The organism is Sphingopyxis sp. YR583 (assembly GCF_900108295.1).
Classification (GTDB): Bacteria; Pseudomonadota; Alphaproteobacteria; order Sphingomonadales; family Sphingomonadaceae; genus Sphingopyxis.
The window spans coordinates 2,579,635-2,597,850 of record NZ_FNWK01000001.1 but is presented as its reverse complement, the minus strand read 5'-3'; the positions used below and the strand labels follow the sequence as shown (position 1 = coordinate 2,597,850).

Below are 18,216 nucleotides of genomic sequence, written 5' to 3'. Positions count from 1 at the left end.
GTAAAGGGCCTCGTCGAAAAACCGCCGGTCGCCGAAGCACCGTCGAACCTGATCATTTCGGGCCGCTATATCCTGCAACCCGAAGTGATGCGCGTCCTCGAAAAGCAGGAAAAGGGCGCGGGCGGGGAAATTCAACTGACCGATGCGATGGCGACGATGATCGGCACCCAGCCCTTTCACGCCGTCACCTTCGACGGTGCGCGTTACGACTGCGGATCGAAGGCCGGATATATTCAGGCCAATCTGGCGGTCGCGCTCGGACGGCCCGACATGGCGGACGAAGTTCGCGCCTTCGCGGTCGATCTGCTGAAATAAGGCCGGCGGAGGCTCCACGCCCCCGCCGGATCGGCGATTATTCGCCCTCGATATTCGGTTTCGGGAAGGTGTCGGCGCCCAGGCTCTTGTACAATAGCCCGCCGACTGCGCCGCCGATCAACGGCGCGACCCAGAACAGCCACAATTGCTGGAGCGCGAGTCCTCCGACAACCAGTGCAGGGCCCGTGCTGCGCGCCGGGTTGACGGAGGTGTTGGTCACCGGAATCGAGATGAGATGGATCAGCGTCAGCGCCAGACCGATCGCGATCGGGGCAAATCCGGCCGGCGCCCGCCCGTCGGTCGATCCCATGATGATCCACAGGAAGAAGGCGGTGAGCAATATCTCGATCAGGACGCCCGACCAGATATCGTACCCGCCCGGCGACCCCTCGCCGAACCCGTTGGCGGCAAGGCCATTGGTCGCGAGGTCATAGGCGGGATTGCCGCTGGCGATATAGAAAAGCAGAAAGGCGGCGACGATCGCGCCGAGCACCTGTGCGACGACATAGAGCGGAATATCGCGCGCTTCGAAGCGTCCGCCCGCCCACAGCCCCACCGTGACCGCCGGATTGAGGTGACAGCCCGAAATATGGCCGATCGCATAGGCCATGGTGACAACCGTCAAACCGAAAGCAAGCGATACGCCGAGCAATCCGATGCCGACGTCGGGGAATGCCGCAGCGAGGACCGCGCTGCCGCAGCCGCCGAACACAAGCCAGAATGTGCCGATAAACTCGGCCAAACCCTTTTGGATATTCGTCATGATGACCCTCCTCCCCACCGGTGGCCTCAGACGCCTCCGGCGCGGGTCCATCCTATCAGGGTTGCGCGGTCGGGCAAGCCCTTGTCCGGGCGTGACGAATCAGGCCGCAGCGACCGTTTCGACGAAGTCACGCGCGCGCTGATGCAGCGAGAGCGCGGCCTCGGTCAGCCCCGCGGACAATTGGCCCAGCGACTGCGCGCCGTCGCCAACAGCGCTCGCGCCATGCCCGATCTCGCGAACGCGCGCGTCGATCTCGCGGCCGGCAAAAACCGCCTGTTCGACATAGCTCGCGATCGTCAGCGTCGTCGCGCTCTGTCCGTCGACCGCGCGGTCGATCGCGTCGGAAAAACCGTTGTTCGCGTCGATCGCCGTCTCGACCTCGACAAAGCCAGCGGCGACCTGTTCCACGATGTCGCGGATGCTGTCGACATATTGAGTGATGTCGCCCGCTGCGACACGCGTCTGGCTGGCGAGTGTCTTCACCTCCGACGCGACCACCGCAAAGCCGCGGCCGGCATCACCGGCGCGCGCCGCCTCGATTCCCGCGTTGAGCGCGAGCATGTTGGTGCGGCTCGCCATGTCGATGATCAATGCGAGCATCTGTTCGATCGACTGGCTCGCCGATTTCAACGCGATGGCCCGTTCACTGGCAAATTTGATCTTGCGATGCGCGTCGCCGCGAACCGCGCGCGCGCGCGATCCGTCGTCGACGATCCGCGCCATCGTCGCAGCGAGCGCATGGCCCCGATCGCCAAGATCCTGCAGTCCGGCAAGCGTCTGCGCCGTCGCGCCCGCAACGGTGACCGCGTCGCGTCCCGTCTGCTGCGCACGCTCGGACAAGGTGCCGGCGACCGCCTCGACCTTGCGCGCCATGTCGGACAGCTTCGCGGTAAGCGCGGTAATGTCCTGCTGAAACCGCCGTCCGGCATCGTCGATATGCGTTGCGCGCGATGCCCGTTCCTGCGCCAGTTCGACGTCGCGCAGCATCGCGAGCTTTGCGAGTTGCCCGCTGTCGAGCGTCTCGACAAACCGCCCCGCCCTGACGAGAATCAATTCCTGCTGCCCGGGCGACTGCGCCGCGATCCGCAGCAGATCGGTGGTCGATCGTGCGACATCGGCGACAGGGCATTGTTCGATCATCGAGGCAATCGAACCGCCGATCGTCGGGTTCTGCATCAGCGAAAACCAGAACGGACAGAAGAGCAGTTCGCGGACGCGCTGTTCACGAATGATGCCCACGGGTCGATCCTCGCCATCGACCACCGCGAGCGCGCGGAGCTGAGGATTACCGCGAAACAGGTCGATTACCTGCGACATATGCGCATCGGCGCCGATCGCGGACGCGTGGCCCGACGCTGGCGTAAAGGCATATGTCATAGCGTTCATTCGACTCTCTTCATTTGCGACCGTTCGCACTGGCCCTAGAGTCGCTTGGTAAACATGAATTTAACCATTTATTTCAGTGATGTGACACATGGCCGAAACCTGCCGTCACCCTGTCGCAATATCCTGTTCAGATCGAAAGGATTATGCGATTGCGCGGCGTTGGCGAGGAGAAGGAAATGCGCGCTATACTCATTGCGGCGATGGCCGCGCCCTTGCTCGCGGGCTGCGTCAGCGCAGTGAAAACGGTGGTCACCGCGCCGGTGAAAGCCGTCGGACAGGTCGCCGACTGGTCGACGACAAGCCAGGACGAAGCCGACCGCAACCGCGGACGCGAAATGCGCAAGCGCGAGGAGCAAATGGGCAAACTTTCGCGCCAGCGTGACAAGGCGGCCGAAAAGTGTCGCGACGGCAAAGAAGATCAGTGCCAGCGCGCCGAAGTCCTCGACCATGAGATCGAAGCGCTGATGGCGGCGCCGCGCTGAGTATCGAGCGCGCAGGCGAAAAGGATCATCGCACCCGGCGGCCCGTCCACACGACGCGTCCGACCAGTTGCACCGATCCCATCGGAAGGTCGTCCCAACTGCGATAGTGCGAATTGTCGCTGATCACCGAGATCCGCCCTTGCCCCGGCGCACGCGCGACACGCTTCACCATCAACACATCGTCCATGCGCAGCACATAGATGCCGTCGCGCAACCGCGCCGCGGCGTCGCCCCCGTCGACCAATATATCGTCGCCATCGTTCAGCGTCGGCGCCATCGAATCGCCCTCGACGCGAATGATGGTGAGCGCGCGCGGGTCGGCACCGAGGTCGCGCAGCCATTTGGGATCAAACGCGACCTCGCCCTCCACCGGTTCACCATCGACGCTCGCCCCCGCGCCCGCCGACGCACCGATCGCAAGCTTCGGCACCAGGATCATTCCGGGGCCGCGGACGCGCGCCGGAGTCGCGACGCGTTGCGACGGCCCGCCCAGCAAAGCCTCCGAAACCCCAAGATAGGCGGCGATGCGCGCACGATCCTGTTCGGCGAGCCGCCGTGGCGAACCGCGTTTTATATATTGCTGGATATAGGCGGAGTTGCGCCCGATCACCTGCGACAGGCGCGCATAATCGATGCCCTTTTCGGTCAAGAGGCGATCGAGCGCGGCGCGCGGATCCTGAACATAGTCGGCCATAGGTCGCTTTGGGCTGGTCCTTCCTATTTCGTTCCTAGCAAGAGGATTTTTCCTAGACAAGTAGGAAATGCAGCATCAAATAGGAAATATCCTATCGGGTGAGTCGCCCGATTTTGGGCGCAATCGGGAGGACATGATGGAGCGCAACCTGCTGCAACGGATCGAGACTTTTCTGAAGGAATCCGCGATGCCGCCGAGTGTGTTCGGCCGCGCCGCAGCGCGCGACCCGCGTCTCGTCAGCGACCTGCGTGGCGGGCGCGAACCCGGCCGCGATCTGATATGTCGCGTGGAACATTTCATGAACAAATGGCGCGCAGACCGCCGGGCGGGCCATGTCGCGCCACGCGGCGATCGACGCACGCGTGCCGGTCGCCGGATCGAGACGGGAGCAATGGCATGATGCGCTGGTCTCCCGCACAACCGGCACGCCCCGGATGCCCGCACCGGCGGCTTCGCAGCCTCCTCATACGCGAATTGCCGAATGGCGTAACGCCTGGCGCCTCAACCTTTCGTCCGTGGGCAAGTGCTAGCTTCGTCGGGGCGCGTCACATATTCCCCTGCACGCTCGAGACGGGCGATATCGAGACATTGCGGCGCGCGCTGCACGAGCGGCTCAGTACGATCGAATGGTCGCTGCCGGGGCACATCGTCGCCGATACCGCGGTCGAATGCGATACGAATCCGGATATGCTGCGGATCGAAATCCTGACGGTGGAGGATTAGGGCCTTAGCCGACCGATTGGCGCGTCATGCGCTGAAGCGTGCTGAGCGCGGCCTCGAGCGCAAAATCGATTTCGGGTTCCTCGGCGTTCGCGGCGTCGGGCACGGGGATCGCTGCCGTCGAAGGCGGCGCAGCTTGCCGGCGTCGCGTGAGCCCCGCCTCGAAACGCGCAACCATCGCGCCGAGCGATTTGTCGGCGGGATCGGGCATCGGCGGCGGCGACGTCATCTCGGCGGGCTGCAGCCATGGCGCCTCGCCGTCGAATTCCTCTTCGGGTGCCAGATCGGCGAGAACCAGTTCGTCTTCGGCTTCGGCCGCTTCGTTCGCGATCCAGGGATCGAGTTCGGCCACCTCATCATGGGTGCCGGTCGATCGCACCGGTCCCAGCCCACCCGCGGGCAAGTCGCGGCCCGCGCGGATCGGCGGGCGCGGCGGGTCGTCGGGATGCAGGTCGACACGGCGGCGCGTCAGTACGGGTTCGTCCTCATCCACCGCCATCGAAGCACGGCGGAAGGGATTGCGCAGCGGGGACAGTCCCGCCGTTTCGGGCTTTGCGATCAACAGTGCGACGAGGCCCGCGATCACCGCGGCAACCGCCGACATGCTGAACGCCAGCGCGAGTCGTCCGCCATTGCCGATCGGCTGGACGAAAAGATCGGAGAGTCGGTCGAGATAAAGGTTCCAGCTGATCGCCGAGACCCACGAAAAAGGCATCACGGCTGCGAACAGGAAGGTCAGCGCCGCAGCGCCAATCACCGCCGGAATCGCGGGCTGGAGCGCGCGCAGCAGCGCGATCGCTGTCTTCTTCGCCCGGTTCTCGCTCGTCTCTTCCATATCGTTCCAAATCCATCGGTCCGGTGGACCATTCATTCTCGCTTGCAGTCGCCGGCTCAGGCGCCCCGCAGCAATCGCTGGTAAACCGGCTCGTAACGTAAAATGTTTGATGACCAGTTACGATGACTTTCGACAAAAATACGTGCCGTTCGCCGTCGCTCTGGCCACATCGCTTTATTTTCCAGCAGTTTGGCAAGCGCTGCTGCAATCGCGGCGGGGTCGTCGGGCGCGAACAAGGTACCCGTGACGCCATCCTCGATCAACTCGCGGTGGCCGCCGACATCGGACGCCGCCACCAGCTTGCCCTGCGCCATCGCCTCGAGCGGTTTCAGCGGCGTGACAAGGTCGGTCAGCCGCATCTTCTTGCGCGGATAGGCGAGGATATCGATCAGCGAATAATAACGTTCGACTTCCTGGTGCGGCACGCGGCCGACGAAGTGGATATGCGTCACGGCGGGCGACGCCGCAGCCTGCGCCTTCAGCGCCCCCTCCATTGGCCCGCCGCCGACGAGCAGCAGCCGTGCCTTGGGCTGCGCCGCGACGAGCGCGGGCATGGCGGCGATCAGGTCGTCGATCCCCTCATAGTCGTAGAAGCTGCCGATATAGCCGATAACTGCGTCATCGACGGAAAGGCCCAGCCTGCCGGCAAGCGCATCGTCGCGCGGCGGCGGATCGCCGAACAGGTCGAGATCGACGCCGTTCGGCGAGACGGTAATTTTGTCAGGGTCGATCCCGCGCGCGATCAAATCGCCGCGCAGCCCTTCGCAGATCACGGCAACCGCATCGGCCGATTTCACCGCATGGGTTTCGAGTTGCTTGGTCAGCCAGTAACGCAGACTTCCTTCGCGACCGGTGCCATTGCCCACCGACGCATCCTCCCAGAAAGCGCGGATTTCATAGATGACCGGAATGCCGAGCTTCTTACCGACGCGTAGCGCTGCGAGCCCGTCGAGCACCGGCGAATGCGCGTGCAGAACGTCGGGTTTCCATTCCTTCGACAGCGCCTCGACGCGCTGCGCCAGCGCGCCAATCTCGCGCCATTCGCGGATCGGCGCACGCGCGGGCGCGATCGGCGGGGTGCGATAGAAGGTGAGCCCGTCGACCGTTTCCCCATCGGGCCCGGCTTCCGGGTGCCGCACGCCGGTGACCCCCGCGACCTCCCATCCCTTTGCGACCTGCGCCTTCATCAGCGCGCGCGTGCGAAAGGTGTAGCCGCTGTGCGCGGGCAAGCTATGATCGAGGACGTGCAGGATGCGGGTCATGGGCCAGCGCATTGACATACAAGCCTTAACGCGGCGTCAACCCCGATCGCGTAGCGGGAGCGGACATGGTCGACAATTTCTCCATTGCCTTGACGCACGTCCTGCTGGCGATCGCGCTCTGGCGCCTGCTTCACCGCGCCGACCTCGATCTCGAGGTGAGCCCGCGCGACGCATGGAAACGGCAGCGCGATGCAGAGGCTCGGGCGAGGGATTCATCGCCCGATGCGTGACCTCGCGTTCGTCGCCTTCCTGTTCGCCTTCATCGGGATCGGCTTTCGCAAGCCATTCCTGTTCGTGCTGTGCTTTTGCTACATCGACATCGTGGCGCCGCAGCGTCTGAGCTATTTCCTGATCAACTCGATCCCGATTTCGCTGATCGTCTTTGGCCTGGCGGTTGTCGGCTGGCTTGTCGCCGACGACAAGCGCGATACGCGCTGGTCGGGCCGACAAACGCTGCTGGTGGCACTCCTGTTTTATTGCTGGATGACGACGGTCAACGCCGACTTTCCGGTGGAAGCAGCCGATAAATGGAGCTGGGTATGGAAGGCGCTCGTCTGGGCGATCTTCCTGCCCCTGACCTTGCGAACCAAGCTGCGGATCGAGGCGCTGGCGCTGGTCCTGCTGCTCTCGGCCGCGTCGATCGCGATCGCAGGCGGAATCAAGACCGCTGCGGGCGGCGGCGGCTATGGCTCGCTGCAATTGCTGCTCAATGAAAATTACGGCCTGTACGAAGGCAGCACCATGTCGACCGTTGCCGTTTCGATCATCCCGCTGATCCTGTGGTACCGGCGGCACGGAACGATTTTTCCGCCCGACTGGACGGTCTCGCTCTTCTGCTTCGCGCTCGTCTTCGCCTGCGCGCTGCTGCCCGTCGGCACGCAGACGCGAACCGGGCTCATTTGCCTTGTCATTCTCGCGATGTTGTCGCTCCGCGCGGTGAAGCACCGCTTTCTCTATATAGCCGGCGCGGGATTGCTCGCCGTCGCCGCTATTCCCTTTCTGCCGCAAAGCTATACGGAGCGGATGGAAACGATCCGCGGCTACAAGTCCGACCAGTCCGCCTCCACCCGCGTTGCGGTTTGGGCGTGGACTTGGGAATATGCGAAGGAAAACCCCTTCGGCGGCGGTTTCAACGCTTACCTGCAAAACCATGTGCGCGTCGAAAAGGAAGCGGGCGCCAACGAGGACAGCGCGAGCGTTTATGAAGAAAAATCGCGCGCCTATCATTCGAGCTATTTCGAGATGCTGGGCGAGCAGGGCTATCCCGGCACCGCTCTCTGGCTGATCCTCCATCTCAGCGGACTTGCGCAGATGGAACGCATCCGGCGACGATATCTGAAGACGCGCCGAGGCGAAGAACAATGGATCGCGCCGTTGGCGACGGCGCTCCAGCACGGCCATATCGTCTATCTGATCGGGTCGCTCTTCGTCGCCATCGCCTTCCAGCCCTTCATTTACATGATGCTGGCGCTCGAAATCGGACTGACGACCTATTGTCGTCGCCGCGAGAAAGAAACCGGATGGCGGCCGCTGACGATGCAGCCGATGGCGCGAGCATGACCGCGGCCGTCCCCCCCGGGCGGATGCTGCCGACCCTCACCGGGCTGCGCGGTTTCGCGGCGCTCGCGGTGCTCCTTTATCATATCCGCGGCGGAATGACGGGCTTCCTGCCCGATCGGGTCATTTCGGTGTTGGCGCAGGGCTATCTGGCGGTCGATCTGTTTTTCGTCCTGTCGGGTTTCGTCCTGTGGTGGACCTATGGGGGCGAATTTCGCGATAGGGGCATGCGCGCCGCGCCGCAGTTCATCGTCCGGCGATTTGCCCGCATCTTCCCGCTGCACCTCGCGATCCTGTCGGCGATGGTCCTTTTCGCCGCGGCGCTGATCGTCAGCGGCCGCGACCCGGGCGAGCATTACAGCTTCGCCGAACTTCCCGCCCATTATCTGCTCGTCCAGAATTGGGGGTTCAGCGACCGCCTGGCGTGGAACGATCCCGCCTGGTCGATCTCGACCGAATGGGCGGCCTATCTGCTGCTGGCGATCACGGGCGGCTGGATGTCGCGGCTGCCGCGCGGCGCGTGGAGCTTTCCGTTGCTGATCGTCGCGATGGCAGCCGGTCTCGGATGGTGGTTCGCGGCGGGCGGCCACGCGAGCATCGGCGACGATATTCCCGCGACCGGGCTGCTGCGCTGCCTCGTCGAATTCGGCATCGGCATCCTTCTTTGCCAATGGTGGACGGCGCAGCGCGAAAGACCCGGTGGCACGGCAATCATCTACGGCACTGCGCTCGCCCTCTCCGGCATCGCCGCGCTTCTGTTCGGCATGGCGGGATCGCAGCCTGCGGCCATACCACTGATAATGACCGCTATCGTCATCCTCGCGCTGCAAGCCTCGACGACGGCGCGGCCGATGCTTTCGGGCCGGTTCGCGCAATGGTTGGGCGACATCAGCTATGCCGTCTACCTGTCGCACTTCTTCCTTTGGATCCTCTTCAAGCTCTTTTTCGTCGATGATCCGGCGCTGGTCCATCCAGCCAAGATAGCCGGCTTTGTCGTCCTGACGCTGGCGGCTTCGCATCTTTTGCACATCGCGCTGGAGGTGCCGGCCCGGCGCATGACGCAGCGGCTCGGCGACCGTCTGCTCGCCGCGCCGCGCAGGTTCTTCGCAGCAAGCCGCAGCGAGACCTGACCAACCGATATCCGGCCTGCGGGAACCATCGGCGGCGGAAAGGCGCTATGGTTCCATGTCCGCACCGCGCCTTGTCCATGTCGACGACAGCCTGCCCGGTATAAGCCGGAGGCGCTCGGGCGTCGGCTGGCTCTACCGCGACGCCAAGGGGAAGGTCATCCGCGACCGCGACGAGATCGACCGTCTCAACGCGATCGCCCTGCCCCCGGCCTATGAGGATGCGTGGTTCTGCCCCGCGCCGAACGGCCATATTCTCGCGACCGGCTATGATGCGCGCGGGCGCAAGCAATATCGCTACCACCCCGATTTCCGTATGGCGCGCGAGGCGGACAAATATGATCGCTGCGCCGCTTTCGGTCACGCGTTACCCTTGCTGCGCGCGCGCCTCGAAGGCGATCTGAATCGCCGGACGTTGTGTTCCGAGCGCGTCGTCGCTGCGGTCGTTCGGCTGCTCGATCTCGCCGCGCTTCGCGTCGGCAACGAGCAATATGTCGCCGCGAACAAAAGCTTCGGCGCGACGACGCTCCGCCAGCGCCACGCCAAACTGTCGGGCAAGACGCTGCGCCTCAAATATACCGCGAAGGGCGGCGCTAAGCGCGAGGTGACGATCAGCGACCGCAGACTGACGACGCTCGTTCGACGGCTTCAGGATCTTCCCGGCCAGAGGCTCTTTCAATATGAAGATGGCGGCGATCTGTGCGCCGTCGCGTCGGAAGATGTGAACACCTATATCCGTGAGGCGATGGGCGGCGATTTCAGCGCGAAGCATTTCCGTACATGGTCGGCGAGCGTCGAGGCTTTCGCCTTTCTCTACGATGCCCCCGCACCGCCGACTTTGAAGGCGATGCTGCAACATGTCGCCGACCGCCTCGGCAACACCCCGGCGATCGCGCGCAAGGCCTATGTCCACCCCGCGATGCTCGCCGCGGCGCAGGCGCGCGAAGACTTCGCGTCCGAGGTCGGCCACCTGCCACGCGCCACGCGCTATCTTTCGCGTTACGAACGCGGATTTTTGACCTATCTGGAGCAGGCGCCCGCGGCCGCGGTGCTGCTTCAATCCGCCTGATCCGAGACAAAAGGACCCGACGTGACTTTCTCCATCCTCGCCGCCGCGACCACCGCCGCCCCGAAAGCTGCGCCCACAAAGGCGGCCGCGACCGACCCGCTAGCCGACCTCCAGCGCTATTGGGACCTCAGCGTCGCGTGGGTGAACAGCCACTGGCTGCAGATCGGCATCGCGATCGGCGCAGGCCTGCTCATCTATTTCATCCTGTCGATGGCCCGCAGCTTCGCGCTCAAGCATGCGCAATCGGCCGAGGGCGAGATGACGCTGACGCACATCGCCGGGCGTGTGATCCACAAGACCAAGTCATCGGTGCTCGCGATCGTCGCGATCCGCATGGTCGCCGCCTATGCGCAACCGCCCGCGGTGATCATGCAACTGATCCAGTTCGTCTTCACCGTCGCGGTCGTGCTGCAGGTCGCGATCTGGGCGCGCGAGATCGTCCTCGGGCTGATCCAGCGCCGCGCCGCGGAAGGGAACAACGAAACGCTCAGCAACGCGATGGGGATCATCCGCCTGCTGATCAGCATCGCCTTGTTCGCGATCGCCGCGATCGTCATCCTCGACAATATGGGGGTCAATGTCACCGGCCTCATCGCGGGCCTCGGCATCGGCGGCATCGCGATCGGCCTCGCCGCACAGGGCATTTTCTCCGACCTCTTCGCCTCGCTGTCGATCATCTTCGACCGCCCGTTCCGCGTCGGCGAGACGATCAAATATGACACGAGCACCGCGACGGTCGAGCGCATCGGGCTTAAGAGCACACGCCTCCGCTCATTGAACGGCGAGTTGCTCGTCATCTCGAACACCAATTTGCTGAGCAAGGAGATCACCAATTTCGCGCATCTCCACCGCCGCCGTATCACCTTCCAGATTGGCGTCATCTATCAAACGACACCCGAAATGCTGCGTGATCTGCCCGCCCTGCTCGAGGAACAGGTTGTTGCCGGGGGCCATGAATTCATTCGCTCGAGCTTCCTGACCTTCGGCCCGTCGAGCCTCGATTTCGAGTTGCTCTTTGACGTTTTCAGCGACGAATTCGACAAGGTAGCTGCGGCGCGCACCGATGTCGCGATCCGGCTGTTCGAGGCGATGGCAAAGTCAGGATATGAATTCGCCTATCCGACGCAAACTACCTTTACCGCGGCGCCCGACGGGACGATGATCATGCCCTATCCCGAGTCTCCAAAGCCCAGGGCATCGGCGGCAAAGGCAGCCAAGGCCACCTGACGCTACGGCGCCGCGGCCGAGGGCGTTGGCCCTTGTGCAACGCCGCAAGAGAGGCCTAGAACGCGCCCCGAACCAGCTATTGAGGGGATGAACATGGCCACCATCACGCCGCAGGAACTGCAGACCAAGGTCGGCGAGCATCTGGGCACGTCCGAATGGGTGCTCGTCGATCAGGAGATGATCAACAAGTTCGCCGACGCGACGGGCGATCATCAGTTCATTCATATCGACGAGGAAAAGGCGAAGCTGACGCCGTTCGGCGGCACGATCGCGCACGGCTTCCTCACCCTGTCGCTGTTGCCGATGCTCGGCGCGAGCACCGACGGCCCCAAGGTCGGCGGCGTCAAGATGGGCGTCAACTACGGCTGCAACAAGGTCCGTTTCCTGTCGCCCGTCCGTTCGGGCAGGCGCGTCCGCAGCCATGTGAAGCTGCTCGAGCTCGAGGAAAAGCGCCCGGGTCAGTGGCAGCAGATGAACGAAGTGACCGTCGAGATCGAGGGCGAGGAAAAGCCCGCGCTGATCGCCGAATGGATCAGCCAGTTCTTCGTCTAAAGCATAGCTTTGCCGGCGGACCTCCCCCGTTAAGATAACCGGAACCAGAAAGAAGGACTCCCAACATGCGTGACGCAGTCATCGTCTCCACCGCCCGTACCCCGCTCACCAAGGCGGCACGCGGCTCGTTCAACAACACCCTCGCCCCGACGCTCGGCGCCCATGCCGTCCGCGCCGCAGTCGAGCGCGCCGGCATCGAAGGCGGCGAGATCGACGACGTTCTGTTCGGCGCCGCGATGCAGCAGGGGTCGCAGACGATGAACGTCGCGCGCCTGATCGCGCTGCGTGCCGGCCTGCCCGTCACTGTCCCCGGCATGTCGATCGACCGCCAGTGCTCGTCGGGCCTGATGACCATCGCGACCGCCGCGAAGCAGATCATCGTCGACCGTCAGGACATCGCGGTCGCTGGCGGCATCGAGTCGATCTCGAAAGTCAGCGGCAGCGGCAAGGTCTTCATCGAGACCGACGCCGAACTGATCGCGATGCACAAGGACACCTATATGCCGATGATCGGCACCGCAGAGGTCGTCGCGAAGCGCTACAACATCAGCCGCGAGCTGCAGGACGAATATTCCCTCCAGTCGCAGCAGCGCACCGCAGCCGCGCAGGCCGCGGGCAAATATGACGACGAGATCGTCGCCTGCCCCGCCACCATGGCGGTCGTGAACAAGGAAACGAAGGAAGTCACCTTCAAGGACGTTGTCGCCGACAAGGATGAGTGCAACCGTCCCGACACGACGCTCGAAGGGCTTTCGAGCCTGAAGCCGGTGATGGGCGAAGGTTTCTCGATCACCGCAGGCAACGCCAGCCAGCTCGCCGACGGTGCATCGGCCTGCGTCGTCATGGAAGCCAAGGTCGCCGAGAAGAAGGGCCTTCAGCCGCTTGGCCGTTATGTCGGCATGGCCGTCGCGGGCACCGAGCCCGACGAAATGGGCATCGGCCCCGTGTTCGCGATCCCGAAGCTGCTCGAACGCTTCGACCTCAAGATGGACGACATCGGCCTTTGGGAACTCAACGAAGCCTTTGCCGTGCAGGTTCTCTATTGCCGCGACCAGCTCGGCATCCCGAACGAGCTGCTCAACGTTAACGGCGGCTCGATCTCGATCGGCCACCCGTTCGGCATGACTGGCGCGCGCTGCGTCGGCCACGCGCTGATCGAAGGCAAGCGCCGCGGCGTCAAATATGCCGTCGTCACCATGTGCATCGGCGGCGGCCAAGGCGCGGCGGGCCTGTTCGAGGTCTTCTGATTTGCGTTTGAACGCTCCGCGTATCGAGCCGGTCGACTTGGGCCGGCTCGATGCCGACCAGCGCGCCGCGCTTGAACCCTTCCTTGCCCCAGATACCGGTGTGGTTGGGGGCAAGGTCGGGGGCGGCAAGATTCTCAACATCTTCCGCACCCTTGCCCACGCGCCCAAGGCGCTCACCGCCTTCCTCGGCTGGGGCAACTATATCCTTTCGAAGCGCAATGCGCTTTCGCCCCGCGACCGCGAACTCGTCATTCTGCGCACCGGCTATAATTGCCGTTCGGGCTATGAGTGGACGCAGCACAAACGGATCGGCCTAGACTGCGGGCTCACCGAAGACGAGATCGCGCGCATCAAGGCCGGGCCCGACGCCGACGGCTGGAACGACCTCGACCGCGCGATGCTCCGCGCCACCGACGATCTGACCGGCAATCATTTCATCACCGACGCAAGCTGGGCGGCGCTGGCGCCAATCGGCGACAAGGGCCGCATGGACCTGGTGATGACCGTCGGCCAATACACGCAAGTATCGATGATTTTGAACAGCTTCGGCATTCAGGTCGAGGACGGCTGGACCGTCGACCCCGACCTCAAAGCCTGAAATTTAGGAGAGAGACATGAGTGGTATCGGTGTGATCGCAACGCTGCGCGTCCTGCCCGGCAAGGAAGCCGAATTCGAAGGCGTCTTCGCCGAGCTCGCTCCTGCGGTGGCCGCGAACGAGCCGGGCAACAGCTATTACAAGCTGTTCCGCACCGCCGAGACCGGCGTGTACAAGGTGCTCGAATGCTATGACGACGACGCGGCGGTCGAAGCGCACCGCGCCTCCGACCATTTCCGCACCCTCGGCGCAAAGCTCGGCCCCTGCCTCGCCGGCGCGCCGGAGATCGAGCGGCTGTCTGCTGTCTGATTGTCTGTTGAAGGCAGGACGGCCGGTAACGACCGTTGCTGACGGTAGGCCTCCTACACCTCGTCATTCCCGCGAAAGCGGGAACCCAGCGATAGGCCAGCCGACGGCCGCTCTGGGTTCCCGCTTTCGCGGGAATGACGAAGGTGGGAACGTCCGCTTCCCAACCCTAAGCAGCGCGTATCACCTGACCTCGGCAATCTCCCCCGACCGGTCGCCCAGCACATAGCGCGGCCCCGCCCCGCGCTGCGCGGCTTTGTCCTCTCGATTGTAGAGCCCGCATTTTTTCAGCGACAGGCATCCGCAGCCGATGCAATTGCCGAGCAGTTCGCGCGTGCGTTCGAGCGATGCGATCTGCGCGTCGATCCGCGCGCGGAGGCCGGTGCTGATCCGCGTCCAGTCGGCCCCATTCGGCGTCCGCCCCGCAGGGAGCCGCGCCAGCTCAGCGGCAATTTCCTCAAGACTCAGCCCCAATTGCTGCGCGATCAGGATGAACGACACGCGGCGAATGTCCGCGCGCAGGAAACGCCGCTGGCCTCCCCCGGTCCGCAAGGCCTCGATCAGCCCCTTCGCCTCGTAAAAGCGGATCGCGGATACCGCGACCCCGGTGCGCGCGGCGAGTTCCCCGATAGCGATCAGGTCCGTCCGGTGCACAATCTTCGCTCCTGCTTTTCGCTTGATCTAAACCTGACTTGAGCTTTCATAAGCCGGGCGTCAACGCGAATCAGGAGAAACAAGGTGACGCACCCTTTCATTGAGCATGTAAATCTGACGGTCAGCGATCCCGACCGCACCGCTGGCATTCTTTCGGCGATCTTCGGCTGGCACGAACGGTGGCGCGGCCCCGCGCGCGATGGCGGGCGGACGATCCATCTCGGCAGCGACGCCGCCTATGTCGCGCTCTACACTGGTCCCGACGGCGAGCATGCCGATGCACGTTACCCCAAGGGCGCGCCGCTCAACCATGTCGGGGTGCAGGTCGACGATCTCGATATGATCGAGATGCGCGTGAAAGCAGTCGGGCTGACGCCGTTCAACCACGGCGACTATGAACCCGGTCGCCGCTTCTATTTCTTCGATCCCGACGGCATCGAATATGAGGTCGTCAGCTATGCCGAGGCACGTCTACGCTGAGCCGCGCAACATCGGGCGCCCTGCCGCGTTGATCGATCATCGGGGGGCATGAAGGAGCCTTTCGATGAGCGACGACATCAAGAAACAATTTTGGAAAGCCCTGGCCGACAGCCCCTATGTCATGCTCGGTGCAACCGGCGAGCGCGAACATCATATCCCGATGAACGCGCAGCTCGACAAGGATGCAAACAGCGCCTTCTGGTTCTTCACCGCGACCGACAACCGCCTCGCGGGCGGCGGCCCGGCGATGGCGCAGTTTTCGGCAAAGGGCCACGACCTGTTCGCCTGCATCTCGGGCACACTGGTCCGCGAAAGCGACCGCACGGTGCTCGACAAGCTATGGAACAACAGCATTGCGGCCTGGTATGAAGGCGGCAAGGATGATCCCAAGCTCGTCCTGCTGCGCTTCGATCTCGACAACGCCGAAATCTGGACCGCCGACCCGAGCATCAAGGGCCTGCTCAAGCTGGCGACGGGCATGACGATGAAGGAAGGCGAACTCGGCAAGCATGCCGAAGTGGCCCTCTAGATTCCGATCCGGCCTTCGCGATATTCGAACCCGCCCTCGCGGTCGCGCTCCAGCAGGGCGGGACCGTCGAGGTCGACCCAGCGCGCACGCTGCGCCAGCACGAACGCCGGCGCGATCGCGAGGCTGGTCGAGAGCATACAGCCGACCATGATCGACAGTCCCGCCGCGTCGGCCGCATCGGCGATCTTTAGCGCCTCGGTCAACCCTCCTGCCTTGTCGAGCTTGATGTTCACCCCGTCGTAGAAGGGACCTATGCGCGCCACGTCGGCGGCTGTCTGGCAACTTTCGTCGGCGATGAAGGGTAAGGGCGAGTAGATCGGATCGAGCAAGGCGTCGGCGCCGACTGGAACCGGCTGCTCGATCATCTCGACCCCCATATCGGCAAGCGCCTCGGTCTCGCTCAATATATCGACCCCACCCCAACTTTCGTTCGCATCGACGATCAGCCGCGCTTCGGGTGCGCCCTTTCGCACCCCGGCGACGCGAAGCCGGTCGCCCTCTCCGGTCAGCTTGATCTTGAGCAATCGATAACCGTCGGCCGCCGCGGTTGCGGCCTGTTCGGCCATGGCACCCGGCGTTCCAAGCGAGATGGTATAGGCGGTGACGCGCGATGTCGGCGCGCCGTCGCATCCCGCGACCTGCCAGAGCCGAAGACCGCGCTGCCGCGCTTCGAGATCCCAAAGCGCGCAATCGAGCGCGTTCCGCGCCGCGCCTGGCGCCATCATCTCCTGCACCGCCGCGCGGGCATCGGCGGCGCCCATCTCGGCGATATGCGGCGCGGTGCGCAATATCTGGTCGCGGCATGTCGCGGCGTCCTCGCCCAGATAATAGACCGGCGTGCCCTCGCCGCGCCCGTAGGCCCCGTCTCCCGCGACCTCGGCGACGACGACATCGACATGCGTCTTCGATCCGCGGCTGATCACGAACGCCCCCGCGACCGGCCAGCGTTCAACACGTGCGCTTTTCAGTTGGATAGCCATGCGGGGACAGTAATGAGGGAAGCGATGACCGGCAAATCCCTTTCCGAACGCATCGGCGATCTCGGCCACCGTCTCGCGGTCGAGGCGCACGCCGCCTGGCTCGCCGCGCGCGACACGCGCGTGCCGATGCTCGCGCGCATCCTCGCAGTCGCGGTCGCGGCCTATGCGCTGTCTCCGATCGACCTGATCCCCGATTTTATTCCCGTGCTGGGCTGGCTCGACGACCTTGTCATCGTACCACTCGGCCTGCTCGTCATCCGCCGGCTGATCCCCGCCGCGCTCTGGAGCGAACTCCACGCGGCGGCCGAGGCCGCCAGCGCGCGTCCGTCGAGTCGCGCCGGCATGATTTTCATTCTGCTGCTCTGGGCCGGGCTGCTCTATATCGTCTATTGGTCGGTGCGGACGTCCCCATGGCATTGAAGGGCTGACAGAATCCGGTGCGAACCGCCGTGCGGCTCAGGGTGCGGGGTTGGAGAGGTTCAACTGCGCCGCCCGTTCGAAGATTTGCGTCAGCACGGGCTCGGTATCGGCGACGCGCATGGCGACGTGGAATTCAACCGGCGCGAGCGCGGGCATCGCATCGATCTGTACCAGCGTCCCCGCCGCCACCTCGCCCTGCACCATCGGCTGCGGAAAGATACCGATTCCGCCGCCCGCCTTTGCAATGTCGATCATCGTCCGCGCGTTATTGCAGAGGTTGAGCGACTTTTGCGCGATACGCGACGCCTCGATCGCTTCGCGCATCCTGCCGTGGATCGGCGAATGGCTGGCGAGCGACCAGACGGGAAGCGTGGTGTCAGCCGTTGCGAACATCGATGCGACTGCGGGGCTGGCGAGCCAGACCAGTTCGACCTCACCGATCGGGCTGGTCTTGAGTGCCGGGTGCGCGATCGGCCCCGCGGCGAAAGCCATGTCGGTCCGGCCGGTCAAAAGCTGCTGGATCAGGTTGGCAGTGAGGTCGATTTCGATTTCGAGCCCGACATGGGGCATATCGGCCTTGAGCCCCGCCACAAACGCAGGGAGGCAGCTTGCGGCCGCGATTTCGCCCGCACCGATGCGGACGACACCGCTCGCCTCGCCATAGCCCCCGCTGCCGAGCAACGCGACCTGCATGTCCCGGAGCAGCGGGTCGCAATCGCGCACCAGCTTGCGCCCAGCCGCGGTGAGCGACATTGCACGGCCTTCGCGGCGGAAGAGCGCTGTTCCTAGGCGCTGTTCGAGTTCGCGCATCCGTGCCGACACCGTCGGCTGCGTCGTATTGAGCCGCTCGGCCGCGGCCGAAAAGGTACCGAGCCGGTCGATCCAGAGCAGGGTTTCGAGATGATAGAGAGAGACGCGATTGATAGACATCGTCTATGTATAATCCAAAAATCGAACAATTAGAATTAATGGATCAAATGCGCCAATGTCAGCGCGAAACCATTCAGGAGAGCCG

The 18,216-nt window shown here is 64.1% G+C and carries 24 protein-coding genes; 16 read left to right on the top strand and 8 right to left on the bottom strand.

Annotation, left to right across the window (positions count from 1 at the left end; genetic code table 11):
• On the top strand, positions 1-315 hold a 315-nt coding region (locus BLW56_RS12010; RefSeq protein WP_256203402.1), incomplete at its 5' end, for a sugar phosphate nucleotidyltransferase.
• 37 nt (positions 316-352) lie between these two features.
• Here the strand turns inward: BLW56_RS12010 and aqpZ are convergent.
• On the bottom strand, positions 353-1,078 hold the full coding sequence (aqpZ, locus tag BLW56_RS12005; RefSeq protein ID WP_093510692.1) for an aquaporin Z: 726 nt from the start codon (positions 1,076-1,078) through the stop codon (positions 353-355).
• A gap of 99 nt (positions 1,079-1,177) precedes the next feature.
• On the bottom strand, positions 1,178-2,464 hold the full coding sequence (locus tag BLW56_RS12000; RefSeq protein ID WP_256203401.1) for a methyl-accepting chemotaxis protein: 1,287 nt from the start codon (positions 2,462-2,464) through the stop codon (positions 1,178-1,180).
• Between the two features lie 176 nt (positions 2,465-2,640).
• Between BLW56_RS12000 and BLW56_RS11995 the strand changes: the two genes are divergently transcribed.
• Positions 2,641-2,946, top strand: a complete 306-nt coding sequence (locus BLW56_RS11995; RefSeq protein ID WP_093510950.1) for a hypothetical protein — start codon at positions 2,641-2,643, stop codon at positions 2,944-2,946.
• 25 nt (positions 2,947-2,971) lie between these two features.
• On the opposite strand, the gene BLW56_RS11990 is transcribed toward BLW56_RS11995, so the two are convergent.
• On the bottom strand, positions 2,972-3,640 hold the full coding sequence (locus BLW56_RS11990; RefSeq protein ID WP_093510691.1) for a S24 family peptidase: 669 nt from the start codon (positions 3,638-3,640) through the stop codon (positions 2,972-2,974).
• Between the two features lie 136 nt (positions 3,641-3,776).
• Between BLW56_RS11990 and BLW56_RS11985 the strand changes: the two genes are divergently transcribed.
• Entirely contained in the window at positions 3,777-4,040 is a 264-nt protein-coding gene (locus BLW56_RS11985; protein WP_093510690.1) for a hypothetical protein, read from the top strand.
• Positions 4,037-4,363, top strand: coding sequence for a hypothetical protein (locus tag BLW56_RS11980; RefSeq protein ID WP_256203400.1), 327 nt, complete (start codon positions 4,037-4,039; stop codon positions 4,361-4,363). Before BLW56_RS11985 ends, BLW56_RS11980 begins: the two co-directional genes overlap by 4 nt.
• A gap of 4 nt (positions 4,364-4,367) precedes the next feature.
• Here BLW56_RS11980 and BLW56_RS11975 read toward each other — a convergent pair whose 3' ends face one another.
• Both BLW56_RS11975 and BLW56_RS11970 read right to left on the bottom strand, forming a co-directional pair.
• The gene (locus BLW56_RS11975; RefSeq protein ID WP_093510689.1) at positions 4,368-5,195 is read right to left on the bottom strand and encodes a hypothetical protein; all 828 of its coding nucleotides are present in this window, start codon (positions 5,193-5,195) and stop codon (positions 4,368-4,370) included.
• 56 nt (positions 5,196-5,251) lie between these two features.
• The gene (locus BLW56_RS11970) at positions 5,252-6,457 is read right to left on the bottom strand and encodes a TIGR04063 family PEP-CTERM/XrtA system glycosyltransferase (protein WP_093510948.1); all 1,206 of its coding nucleotides are present in this window, start codon (positions 6,455-6,457) and stop codon (positions 5,252-5,254) included.
• A gap of 65 nt (positions 6,458-6,522) precedes the next feature.
• Between BLW56_RS11970 and BLW56_RS20635 the strand changes: the two genes are divergently transcribed.
• The 9 genes from BLW56_RS20635 to BLW56_RS11930 all read left to right on the top strand — a co-directional run bounded on the left by BLW56_RS20635 (position 6,523) and on the right by BLW56_RS11930 (position 14,141).
• Positions 6,523-6,687 carry a hypothetical protein gene (locus tag BLW56_RS20635; protein WP_177175926.1) on the top strand — a complete coding sequence of 55 codons (165 nt, stop codon included), beginning with the start codon at positions 6,523-6,525 and terminating at the stop codon, positions 6,685-6,687.
• Positions 6,680-8,017 carry a putative O-glycosylation ligase, exosortase A system-associated gene (locus BLW56_RS11965; protein WP_093510688.1) on the top strand — a complete coding sequence of 446 codons (1,338 nt, stop codon included), beginning with the start codon at positions 6,680-6,682 and terminating at the stop codon, positions 8,015-8,017. Before BLW56_RS20635 ends, BLW56_RS11965 begins: the two co-directional genes overlap by 8 nt.
• Positions 8,014-9,144: an acyltransferase family protein gene (locus BLW56_RS11960; RefSeq protein WP_177175925.1), complete on the top strand. Its 1,131-nt coding sequence runs from the start codon at positions 8,014-8,016 to the stop codon at positions 9,142-9,144. The genes BLW56_RS11965 and BLW56_RS11960 overlap by 4 nt, the downstream gene beginning before the upstream one ends.
• Before the next feature lie 55 nt (positions 9,145-9,199).
• Positions 9,200-10,210: a DNA topoisomerase IB gene (locus tag BLW56_RS11955; RefSeq protein WP_093510686.1), complete on the top strand. Its 1,011-nt coding sequence runs from the start codon at positions 9,200-9,202 to the stop codon at positions 10,208-10,210.
• 21 nt (positions 10,211-10,231) lie between these two features.
• On the top strand, positions 10,232-11,437 hold the full coding sequence (locus BLW56_RS11950) for a mechanosensitive ion channel family protein (RefSeq protein WP_093510685.1): 1,206 nt from the start codon (positions 10,232-10,234) through the stop codon (positions 11,435-11,437).
• A 93-nt stretch (positions 11,438-11,530) separates the two neighbouring features.
• Entirely contained in the window at positions 11,531-11,989 is a 459-nt protein-coding gene (locus BLW56_RS11945; protein ID WP_093510947.1) for a MaoC family dehydratase, read from the top strand.
• A 65-nt stretch (positions 11,990-12,054) separates the two neighbouring features.
• Positions 12,055-13,236, top strand: coding sequence for an acetyl-CoA C-acyltransferase (locus BLW56_RS11940; protein ID WP_093510684.1), 1,182 nt, complete (start codon positions 12,055-12,057; stop codon positions 13,234-13,236).
• Position 13,237: 1 nt separating this feature from the next.
• On the top strand, positions 13,238-13,834 hold the full coding sequence (locus BLW56_RS11935) for a carboxymuconolactone decarboxylase family protein (protein ID WP_093510683.1): 597 nt from the start codon (positions 13,238-13,240) through the stop codon (positions 13,832-13,834).
• Positions 13,835-13,850: 16 nt separating this feature from the next.
• On the top strand, positions 13,851-14,141 hold the full coding sequence (locus BLW56_RS11930; protein ID WP_093510682.1) for a putative quinol monooxygenase: 291 nt from the start codon (positions 13,851-13,853) through the stop codon (positions 14,139-14,141).
• A gap of 180 nt (positions 14,142-14,321) precedes the next feature.
• On the opposite strand, the gene soxR is transcribed toward BLW56_RS11930, so the two are convergent.
• Positions 14,322-14,792 carry a redox-sensitive transcriptional activator SoxR gene (gene soxR, locus BLW56_RS11925; RefSeq protein ID WP_093510681.1) on the bottom strand — a complete coding sequence of 157 codons (471 nt, stop codon included), beginning with the start codon at positions 14,790-14,792 and terminating at the stop codon, positions 14,322-14,324.
• Positions 14,793-14,876: 84 nt separating this feature from the next.
• Here soxR and BLW56_RS11920 point away from each other — a divergent pair, with 84 nt between their 5' ends.
• Positions 14,877-15,272 carry a VOC family protein gene (locus BLW56_RS11920; RefSeq protein ID WP_093510680.1) on the top strand — a complete coding sequence of 132 codons (396 nt, stop codon included), beginning with the start codon at positions 14,877-14,879 and terminating at the stop codon, positions 15,270-15,272.
• A 64-nt stretch (positions 15,273-15,336) separates the two neighbouring features.
• Positions 15,337-15,801: a pyridoxamine 5'-phosphate oxidase family protein gene (locus tag BLW56_RS11915; protein ID WP_093510679.1), complete on the top strand. Its 465-nt coding sequence runs from the start codon at positions 15,337-15,339 to the stop codon at positions 15,799-15,801.
• Here BLW56_RS11915 and BLW56_RS11910 read toward each other — a convergent pair.
• Entirely contained in the window at positions 15,798-16,781 is a 984-nt protein-coding gene (locus BLW56_RS11910) for a dipeptide epimerase (protein ID WP_093510678.1), read from the bottom strand. The two genes, BLW56_RS11915 and BLW56_RS11910, sit on opposite strands and share 4 nt — an antisense overlap.
• Before the next feature lie 24 nt (positions 16,782-16,805).
• Here BLW56_RS11910 and BLW56_RS11905 point away from each other — a divergent pair, with 24 nt between their 5' ends.
• Entirely contained in the window at positions 16,806-17,201 is a 396-nt protein-coding gene (locus tag BLW56_RS11905) for a YkvA family protein (RefSeq protein ID WP_093510946.1), read from the top strand.
• A gap of 36 nt (positions 17,202-17,237) precedes the next feature.
• On the opposite strand, the gene BLW56_RS11900 is transcribed toward BLW56_RS11905, so the two are convergent.
• On the bottom strand, positions 17,238-18,131 hold the full coding sequence (locus BLW56_RS11900) for a LysR family transcriptional regulator (protein WP_093510677.1): 894 nt from the start codon (positions 18,129-18,131) through the stop codon (positions 17,238-17,240).
• Between the last annotated feature and the right edge of the window lie 85 nt (positions 18,132-18,216).